At 71.4% G+C, this 9,331-nt stretch carries 9 protein-coding genes; 8 read left to right on the forward strand and 1 reads right to left on the reverse strand.

Going from position 1 to position 9,331, the window contains the following annotated elements; translation table 11 throughout:
* Nucleotides 1–71 precede the first annotated feature (71 nt).
* The 4 genes from RKE29_RS04830 (at nt 72) to RKE29_RS04845 (ending at nt 6,277) form a co-directional block, all read left to right on the forward strand.
* Nucleotides 72–1,478, forward strand: a complete 1,407-nt coding sequence (locus RKE29_RS04830) for a cytochrome P450 (RefSeq protein ID WP_312003779.1) — start codon at nt 72–74, stop codon at nt 1,476–1,478.
* Entirely contained in the window at nt 1,460–2,572 is a 1,113-nt protein-coding gene (locus RKE29_RS04835; RefSeq protein ID WP_312003780.1) for a cytochrome P450, read from the forward strand. The genes RKE29_RS04830 and RKE29_RS04835 overlap by 19 nt, the downstream gene beginning before the upstream one ends.
* 99 nt (nt 2,573–2,671) lie before the next feature.
* Nucleotides 2,672–4,738 (forward strand): APC family permease, encoded by a 2,067-nt coding sequence (locus tag RKE29_RS04840; RefSeq protein WP_312003764.1) that lies wholly within the window; start codon nt 2,672–2,674, stop codon nt 4,736–4,738.
* Between the two features lie 174 nt (nt 4,739–4,912).
* On the forward strand, nt 4,913–6,277 hold the full coding sequence (locus RKE29_RS04845; RefSeq protein ID WP_312003765.1) for a TRAM domain-containing protein: 1,365 nt from the start codon (nt 4,913–4,915) through the stop codon (nt 6,275–6,277).
* Between the two features lie 68 nt (nt 6,278–6,345).
* Here RKE29_RS04845 and RKE29_RS04850 read toward each other — a convergent pair whose 3' ends face one another.
* Entirely contained in the window at nt 6,346–7,725 is a 1,380-nt protein-coding gene (locus RKE29_RS04850) for a tetratricopeptide repeat protein (protein ID WP_312003766.1), read from the reverse strand.
* A gap of 141 nt (nt 7,726–7,866) precedes the next feature.
* Here RKE29_RS04850 and RKE29_RS04855 point away from each other — a divergent pair, with 141 nt between their 5' ends.
* The 4 genes from RKE29_RS04855 to RKE29_RS04870 all read left to right on the forward strand — a co-directional run bounded on the left by RKE29_RS04855 (nt 7,867) and on the right by RKE29_RS04870 (nt 9,328).
* Nucleotides 7,867–8,217: a hypothetical protein gene (locus tag RKE29_RS04855; protein ID WP_312003767.1), complete on the forward strand. Its 351-nt coding sequence runs from the start codon at nt 7,867–7,869 to the stop codon at nt 8,215–8,217.
* Nucleotides 8,214–8,474: a hypothetical protein gene (locus tag RKE29_RS04860; RefSeq protein ID WP_312003768.1), complete on the forward strand. Its 261-nt coding sequence runs from the start codon at nt 8,214–8,216 to the stop codon at nt 8,472–8,474. The genes RKE29_RS04855 and RKE29_RS04860 overlap by 4 nt, the downstream gene beginning before the upstream one ends.
* Before the next feature lie 166 nt (nt 8,475–8,640).
* On the forward strand, nt 8,641–8,988 hold the full coding sequence (locus RKE29_RS04865) for a hypothetical protein (protein ID WP_312003769.1): 348 nt from the start codon (nt 8,641–8,643) through the stop codon (nt 8,986–8,988).
* 157 nt (nt 8,989–9,145) lie between these two features.
* On the forward strand, nt 9,146–9,328 hold the full coding sequence (locus tag RKE29_RS04870) for a hypothetical protein (RefSeq protein WP_312003770.1): 183 nt from the start codon (nt 9,146–9,148) through the stop codon (nt 9,326–9,328).
* Nucleotides 9,329–9,331: the final 3 nt, after the last annotated feature.

The following is a 9,331-nucleotide window of genomic DNA, read 5'->3' on the forward strand; positions in this document are numbered from 1 at the left end:
CCACCGCGACCGCCGGTGCCACGGCCGCCGCCGCGCCCGCCGCGAGCGGCAGGCCGACGTACCGGATCCCGATGTACGGGCCGGAGTTCGCCGCCGACCCGCACGCCGCCTACCGGCGGATGCGCGCCTACGGGCCGGTCGCCCCGGTGGAACTCGCCCCGGACACCGACGCGATGCTGGTGACCTCCTACCAGGCGGCGCTGGAGGTGCTGCGCAGCCCGGAGCGGTTCGTCCGCGACCCGCGCCGGTGGAAGGCGCTCGCCGAAGGCCGCATCGGCTACGACAACCCGGTGGTGCCGATGCTGCACTACCGCCCCAACGCCCTGTTCGCCGACGGCCCGGAGCACCAGCGGCTGCGCCGGGTGATCAACGACGGCCTCGCCCGGGTGGACCCGAACGCGCTGCGCGGGTACGTCGAGCGCATCGCCGACACGCTCATCGACCGGTTCGCGGGCGACGGCGAGGCGGAACTGCTCAGCGCCTACGCGCGCGTCGTGCCGCTGATGGTCTTCGACCAGCTCTTCGGCTGCCCGCCGGCGCTCGGCGACCGGCTGATGGAGGGCATGTCGGGCATCTGGGACGGCGTCGACGCGGAGCGGAAGAACGCGCTGCTCACCGAGACCCTGGTGGAGCTGGTCACCATCAAACGGCGGCGGCCCGGCGCCGACGTCACCTCCTGGATGCTGGCCCACCCCGAGCGGCTGACCGACGAGGAGATGGTCCACCAGGGCATCCTGCTGATGGGCGGGGGCACCGAGCCGCAGTCCAACCTCATCGCGGGCGCGCTGCGGCTGCTGCTGTCCGACGACCGGTTCGCCGGCAGCCTCTCCGGCGGCAGCCTGCCGGTCGAGGACGCCCTGGACGAGGTGCTGTGGCTCGACCCGCCCGCCGCCAACTACGCCGCCCACTACCCCGTACGCGACCTGGACTTCCACGGGGTGCGGCTGCTGGCGGGCGAGCCGGTCCTGATCAGCTTCGCGGCCGGCAACACCGACCCGGCCCTCGCCTCCGTCCGGCGCGCCGGCAACCGCGCCCACCTCGCCTGGGGAGTCGGCCCGCACGCCTGCCCCGCCCGGGGCCCGGCCCGGCTGATCGCCTCGGTCGCCGTCGAGAAGCTGCTCGACCGCCTCCCCGACCTCGAACTCGCCGTGCCCGTCGAAGAACTGGAGTGGCGACCCGGTCCGTTCCATCGCGCGCTGACGGCGCTGCCCGTACGATTTCCTCCGGCGACCACGGCCGCGCCGCCTCCCGCGCGCGCCGCCGTGTCCGTGCCCGTGTCCGTTTCACTCCCTGCACGTGACCGCATCGACGAGTCAGCTGGAGAACCATGGAACACGACCTCCGCCAGGCACCGCCCGCCCGCCCCTACGTCCTCGACCCGGCCGGACACGACGTCCACGCCGAGGCCGCCCGCCTCCTCGCGCAAGGGCCCGCGACGCCCGTGGAGCTCCCTGGCGGCGTGGTGGCGTGGGCGTTAACCCGCCAGTCCGTCATCAAGCAGCTGTTCACCGACCCGCGGGTGTCCAAGGACCCGCGCCGCCACTGGCCCCGGTGGATCAACGGCGAGATCGCCCCCGACTGGCCGCTGATCACCTGGGTCGCCGTCCAGAACATGTTCACCGCCTACGGCAGCGACCACACCCGGCTGCGGTCCCTGGTCGCCACGGCCTTCACCGCCCGCCGCACCGCCGCCATGCGCCCCCGGGTCGAGCGCATCACCACCGGCCTCCTCGACACCCTCGCCGCCACCCCGGACGGCGCGGTGGTCGACCTTCGGGAGACCTACGCCGTGCCGCTGCCCGTCCAGGTGATCTGCGAGCTCTTCGGCGTGCCCGACGGCACGATGCGCGACACCCTGCGCCGCTGCGCCGACAGCATCTTCCACACCGCCGCCGCGTCCGCTGAGGTCACCGCCACGTACGAGGACATCTACGCGGTCCTGGCCGAGCTGGTCGCCTACAAGCGCGCCCGGCCGGACGACGACCTGACCAGCGGGCTCATCGCCGCCCGCGAGAACGGCACCTCGCTGAGCGAGCAGGAGCTGGCCGACACCCTGCTGCTGGTGATCAGCGCGGGGTACGAGACCACCGTCAACCTCCTCGACAACGCCGTGCACGCCCTGCTGGCCGACCCCGAGCAGCTCGGCCACGTCCACGCCGGCCGCGCCACCTGGAACGACGTCATCGAGGAGACCCTGCGCCGGCAGCCCCCGGGCGCCACCCTGCCGCTGCGCTACGCCGTGGAGGACATCGAGCTGGACGGCGGCGTGGTGATCCGCAAGGGGGACGCCATCATCGCCGCCCTGGCCTCGGCCGGCCGCGACCCGGACGCGGTCGGCCCGGACGCCGACCGCTTCGACGTCACCCGGCAGGTCAAGGACCACCTCGCCTTCGGCCACGGCGTGCACCGCTGCCTGGGCGCGCCGCTGGCCCGGCTGGAGGCCGCGGTGGCCCTCCCGGCCCTGTTCGAACGCTTCCCGGCACTCGCCCTGGCCGCGCCGGCCTCGGACCTGCTGCCGCTGGAGTCGTTCATCTCCAACGGCCACCGCACGCTGCCCGTTCGGCTGCGCTGACCTCCCGCGCCGCGCGCGGACCGCGTGCTTCCACCCGCCGCCCGGTGAGCGGGGGCGGCGGGTGGGCGGGCGGCAGGCCCACCGCTTACGATCCTCAGCGTGTCCAAACTGACCGACGTCCCGAAACGGCTCCTGATCGGGCGGGCGCTGCGCAGCGACAAGCTGGGCGAAACCCTGCTGCCCAAGCGCATCGCCCTCCCCGTCTTCGCGTCCGACCCGCTGTCCTCCGTGGCGTACGCACCGGGCGAGGTGCTGCTCGTCCTGTCCGTGGCGGGCGTGTCGGCCTACGACTACAGCCCGTGGATCGCGGTCGCGGTCGTCGTACTGATGTTCACGGTGGTCGCCTCCTACCGCCAGAACGTGCACGCCTACCCCAGCGGCGGCGGCGACTACGAGGTCGCCACCACCAACCTCGGCCCCAAGGCGGGCCTGACCGTGGCCAGCGCCCTGCTCGTCGACTACGTCCTGACCGTGGCCGTGTCCATCTCCTCCGGCGTGGAGAACCTGGGCTCGGCCGTCTCCTTCATCGCCGACCACAAGGTGCCGTGCGCGATCGGCGTCATCGTGCTGCTGACCCTGATGAACCTGCGCGGCGTGCGCGAGTCGGGCAAGCTCTTCGCCATCCCCACCTACGTCTTCGTCGCCGGCGTCTTCCTGCTCATGCTCTGGGGCGCCTACCGCGGCATCGTACGCGGCGACCACATGAGCGCGCCCACCGCGGACTACGACCTGCACGCCGAGCACTCGGGCCTGGCCGGATTCGCCCTGGTCTTCCTGCTGCTGCGCGCCTTCTCCTCCGGCTGCGCGGCGCTGACCGGCGTGGAGGCGATCAGCAACGGCGTGCCCGCCTTCCGCAAGCCGAAGAGCAAGAACGCCGCCACCACGCTGGCGCTCATGGGCGGCCTGGCCGTGACCATGTTCTGCGGCATCATCGCGCTGGCCATGGCCACCGACGTGAAGATGGCCGAGGAGCCGGCCAGGGACCTGCTCAAGGACGGCGTCGCGGTCGGCGACGACTACACCCAGAACCCGGTGATCTCGCAGGTCGCGGCGGCCGTCTTCGGTGACGGATCGTTCCTGTTCGTGGTGCTCGCGGCGGCCACCGCGCTGGTGCTGTTCCTGGCCGCCAACACCGCGTACAACGGCTTCCCGCTGCTGGGCTCCATCCTCGCCCAGGACCGCTACCTGCCCCGCCAGCTGCACACCCGCGGCGACCGGCTGGCCTTCTCCAACGGCATCCTGATGCTGGCCTTCGCCGCCGCCGTGCTCGTCTACCTCTACGGCGCCGACTCCACCAAGCTCATCCAGCTCTACATCGTCGGCGTGTTCGTGTCCTTCACCCTCAGCCAGACCGGCATGGTCCGGCACTGGAACCGCCACCTGCCCGCCGAGAAGGACCCGGCCAAGCGCCGGCACATGATCCGCTCCCGGGCCATCAACGCCTTCGGCGCCTTCTTCACCGGCCTGGTGCTGGTGGTCGTGCTGCTGACCAAGTTCACCCACGGCGCGTGGGTCGCCCTGCTGGGCATGGTCATCTTCTACGTCACCATGACCGCGATCCGCCGCCACTACGACAGCGTCTCCGACGAACTGGCCATAGACGGCGAGCCCGGCGAGGAGAGCGTCCGCCCCTCCCGGGTGCACTCCATCGTCCTCGTATCCAAGATCCACAAGCCGACGCTGCGCGCCCTCGCCTACGCCAAGCTGATGCGGTCCGGGTCCCTGGAGGCGCTGAGCATCAACGTCGACCCGGCCGAGACCAAGGCGCTCCAGGCCGAGTGGCACGAGCGCGGCCTGGACGTGCCGCTGAAGGTCCTCGACTCGCCCTACCGCGAGATCACCCGCCCGGTCGTCGACTACGTCCGCGGCCTGCGCCGGGAGAGCCCGCGCGACGTGGTCTCCGTCTACATCCCCGAGTACGTCGTCGGCCGCTGGTACGAGCACCTGCTGCACAACCAGAGCGCGCTGCGGCTGAAGGGCCGGCTGCTGTTCACCCCGGGCGTCATGGTCACGTCCGTGCCCTGGCAGCTGGACTCCTCCGAACTGGCGAAGAAGCGCGCCCGCAAGCGCGCCGAGTGGAGCGCGCCGGGCGCGGTGCGGCGCGGCCCGGTGACGCCGCCGAAGCGGGAGAAGACGGGCGGCGGCCGGCCGCCGGCGGGGACCTGAGTCCAACCGGCGCCCGGCTCGGACCGGGCGCCGGTACGATCCGGCCCGCCACGGGACGTAGACTGGCAGGCTGGTGTCCCACCCGCCGCCCGGTATGCCCGACTGGTGTTCCCGACCGGTGTGACGTGGCCACCCGACCGCCATTCCCTGCCATCCCCCCGGAGCCGCGTCCCCATGCCGTCACAGCCGCAGGCAGCATCCCAGTCAGCAGATCGGACGGCGGAGCGGGAGTCGCTGGTCGGCGAGGAGTACGAGGTCGAGGTCGGGCCGGTGGCGCACGGCGGCCACTGCGTGGCGCGCACCGCGGAGGGCCGGGTGCTGTTCGTCCGGCACACGCTGCCCGGCGAGCGGGTCGTCGCCAAGGTCACCGAGGGCGGCGCCGGCTCCCGCTTCCTGCGCGCCGACGCCGTACGGGTGCTGGACGCCGCCAAGGACCGCGTCGAGGCGCCCTGCCCGTTCTCCGGCCCCGGCCGGTGCGGCGGCTGCGACTGGCAGCACGTGGCCCCCGGCGCCCAGCGCCGCCTCAAGGGCGAGGTGGTCGCCGAACAGCTCGCCCGGCTGGCCGGGCTCACCCCCGAGCAGGCCGGCTGGGACGGCACCGTGGAGCCCGCGCCCGGCGACAAGGTCGCCAAGGGCGAGGTCCCGGCGTGGCGCACCCGCGTGACGTACGCGGTGGACGACCAGGGCCGCCCCGGCCTGCGCCGCCACCGCTCGCACGAGGTCGAGCCGGTCGACCGCTGCCTGATCGCCGCGCCGGGCGTGTCGGAGCTGGGCGTCGAGACGCGCGCGTGGCCGGACATCGCGACCGTCGAGGCGATCGCCGCCACCGGCTCCTCGGACCGGCAGGTCGTCCTCACCCCGCGCCCGGGCGGCCGGCTGCCGCTGGTGGAGCTGGACCGCCCGGTGTCCGTGCTGCGCGTCGGCGAACGCGACGGCCGGGTGCACCGCGTGCACGGCCGCCCCTTCGTCCGCGAGCGCGCGGCGGACCGCACCTGGCGGGTCGGCGAGGGCGGCTTCTGGCAGGTCCACCACAAGGCCGCGGACCTGCTGGTGGAGGCCGTCATGCGGGGCCTGACCCCGCACAAGGGCGACACGGCCCTGGACCTGTACTGCGGCGTCGGCCTGTTCGCCGGCGCCCTGGGCGAACGCGTCGGCGAGCGCGGCGCCGTGCTCGGCATCGAGTCCGACGCCCGCGCCGCCGACGACGCCCGCCACAACCTGCGCGACCTGCCCCGCGTCCGCGTCGAACACGGCACGGTCGAACGCGTCCTGCCCGCCACCGGCATCACCGCCGCCGACCTGGTCGTCCTGGACCCGCCCCGCGCGGGCGCCGGCCGCGAGACGGTCGCCCGCGTCGCCGCCCTCGGCGCCCGCCGCATCGCGTACGTCGCCTGCGACCCGGCGGCGCTCGCCCGCGACCTGGCGTACTTCCGCGAGGGCGGCTACGCGCCGCGGTGGCTGCGGGCGCTGGACCTGTTCCCGATGACGCATCATGTGGAGTGCGTGGCGATCCTGGCGCCGGTGGGGAAGGGCTCCTGACCCTGGGTTCGCCGGGTGTGCGGGAGGCTTCCGCCGTCATGGGGTCGGCAGAAGCCCCGCAGCCCGTTCTATGCGCGCGCGGCTCGGTTCCTGGCGGTCCGGATTCTCGACGGAACCTCCTCCCGCGCGCGCTCCCACAGGGCCCGAGCGTGGTGGTTCCGGGCATAGGGCTTCAGCATGCGGAGCATTTCAGTGATGCGGTCGTCGCATCGGCCGGAGTGGACGAGTTTGTAGCTGTCCAACACCTTGTTCCACGTTGCACATGCCCCTTCAAGGTGTCCCATTTCGCACTGGCGCTCTGCGAGTCGGGCCGTGTCGAGCAGTTCGCTGCGCGTGTGCGTGGTGTGTGAGCCGCTGCGTAAGGTGACGGACTCCTGCATGGACCTGACCGACTCGCGCACCTTGCCCAAACTGTAGTGAACCTGCGCCTCGTAGCGAGCCAATGTGGACGGGCCGAAGTGGCCGACCACCGCTTTTTCCTCGGGCTGCGCCCTGGCCATAAGCGCTTCAGCGTTGCTGAGCAGCGAATGAGCGCCGGACACGTCTCCGGTTGCTGCGGCGGCATATGCCTTTTGGACGGTCAGGTGTGCCCGAATGTTCGGGCTTTCCTGCGCGGATACCGGGATCGCCGAATCCGCCAGACGTAGCGCGGGGGCGCCATGACCCAGGTTCACGGCCTGAGAACTCATAGCGCACAATGTGACAACGTACATGGAACGGTCTTCTGCTTCACCTGCCAGCTCAAGGGCCTTGAGGTAGTATCGCTGTCCCATTCCGTGAATTCCCTCGTCAACGGCCATATAGCCTGTCAGGTAGCAGAGATCCGAGGCGGCGGACAGCATTGCCTTGCGTACGGCTTCCGGCGCGTTGGCCCGGAGGAATGGGACGACCGTGTTCACGATGAATGCGGCGGCTTGCGGGCGAGTGTGGCGGCCGCCCTGCCTGTAGTCGAGATCGGAAAAGCGCTGGATCGCGTCCTTGACCAATTCGACTTCCGGCTGGCCGATTTGGTTGGTGCGGCCAGACCGGATGGCGGAAACTCGGTCGGCTAGGTCTTCCAGCTTGGGAATCCCCAACGCCGAAGAGAACAGGGCCGTGTTGACAACGCTGCGGCGCGAGGGGTCCATGTCACTCCTGGCTAGGTCGGCCAACCCTTCAAGGGTATCCATACTCCCGTTCGGGCTGTCATCCTTCGGTGGGGCCATCCCAAGATCCGCATATGTGATCGACCGGTCCAGCTTACGCGCGAACGCCTCACGGATCAGGGGCCGGTTCTCCTCCATGGGGACGTGTCCGTTGAGCCAGTGCACCACGCTCTGACGCTTGTACGTCGTCGGTGTGCGGCGCTCGGTGCCCACCTTGTTCACCTCATCGGCCAGCTGTCGCGGACTCCATCCGGTCTCGCTCAGCAGCGCCCTCAGCGCCCCGTTCGGCTCGAAGCTCCCCATAGCGCGCCTCCTGCGCTTGCATCCATGTGCACGTCCCGATCACCGCACACGGTACCGCGCCGCGTGACCACCCAGTTACATGGAGCACCCAGCCCCCCCGAGTCAACCGGAGGCGCATCCCTCGTGGCTGATACCCCGTCAGTGTCCGAAGAACTCGAACGGCTGATCGATCTCGCCCGCGCGTTAGCGGATCAGCTCGGAGCCCTCGTGCCGGACGCACACGAGCATCCGGAACTTGAGGAGCGCGTGCCGGAGCCGCGGGCGGGGACGGCCCTGGTGACCGCCGAGGACCTTACGCGTGACGCGGAAAAGGCCAAGCAGGACTTGGAAATGGCCCTGACAGAGCTTGGCGTGGTCCTTCCGGACATCAAAGTGGTAGCGCCCTGTGCTCCCTGCGGCCGTACCGACTCGTCCATCTCGCTGGGAGCGATCAGCCCCAGCGACGCCCGGGACTTCGCCCTCGCGATCCGAAGGGAGGTCAAGCGGCGGTGAGTGGCGTGCCCCGGGCGGTTTTCCGCTTCGTTGCCTACGACCTGGTACAGGACCAGACGGCCGAAGTGGTCCGTTCGATCATGTGCGTGACGGGAGGCGACAGCGACTGCGGCGCCACGAGCGGATTCGTCGGCAGCGAGGACGAATGCGTGGAGTGGATCCGGAGGCACGCCCGGGACAACCCCGGACACCACCGCTTCCAGCGGGCGTACGTGGACTACGCCGTACTGGTCCTCGCGGAAAAGGACTCGACCTGATTTCCATGATCGGCCGGTTCGTCGTCGGCGCGCTCCTGTTCGCCGCTTCGGCGGCAGTGGGATTTCTGCTCTCCGTCGCTTTCACCGGCACCCTGTAAACCCCTCGCCCTCACCGGATGACTCCCCTTCTCATCCGGCAGGCGGGGCGCATCGAAAGGAACCACTCGTGAGTGGACCGATCGAAGTCCGCCAGACGAAACGCAAGGGCAAGACCACGGCGGCCCGGGCGAAGGACGATGCGGACGCGCTGCGACAGCGTGACCGCAAGGCCGAGTTGATCGGGCGCTTCCGCGAAAAGCTGGGCGCTGGGCCCGCCGTGGTCCGCACTCCGCCCGTCGCGGACGACGACGACCCGGTCCTCGTCGTCCCGCCGCCCGGCGGCTGGACCGTGACGGTCGGCCAAGACCTGGAGACCGTGCACAGGCCCGGGCCCGGTGGCGCGGCGTGCGGCGCGTCCGGAGTGACGACGGAATGGCACCGGCCCGTGAACTGCCCCGGGTGCCTCGCCCCCTAGAGACCCCCGCTCCGGCCGCGGGGACGCGACCGGAGCGGGCCNCCTAGAGACCCCCGCTCCGGCCGCGGGGACGCGACCGGAGCGGGCCCCGGCAGGTGGCGACGACGGGCACCTGCCGGACGTCGTGAACCGATACCCGACAGAAGGAGGAACGACCTTGGCAGTCAAGCCGGTGAACCCCGACGACGTGCCCGATGACGACCTGTTCCGCGACATCCGGGCCCTGGCCGAGGCGGCGCAGACCGCGCAGGACCCGGACCAGCCGGACGACATCCGGGCCCTGGCGAGCGGCCTCACCGAGAACGCCGCCGATTACCTGTCCCGCAAGTACAACCGCTAGTCC

It is taken from the genome of Streptomyces sp. B1866, from assembly GCF_031932565.1.
Classification (GTDB): domain Bacteria; phylum Actinomycetota; class Actinomycetes; order Streptomycetales; family Streptomycetaceae; genus Streptomyces.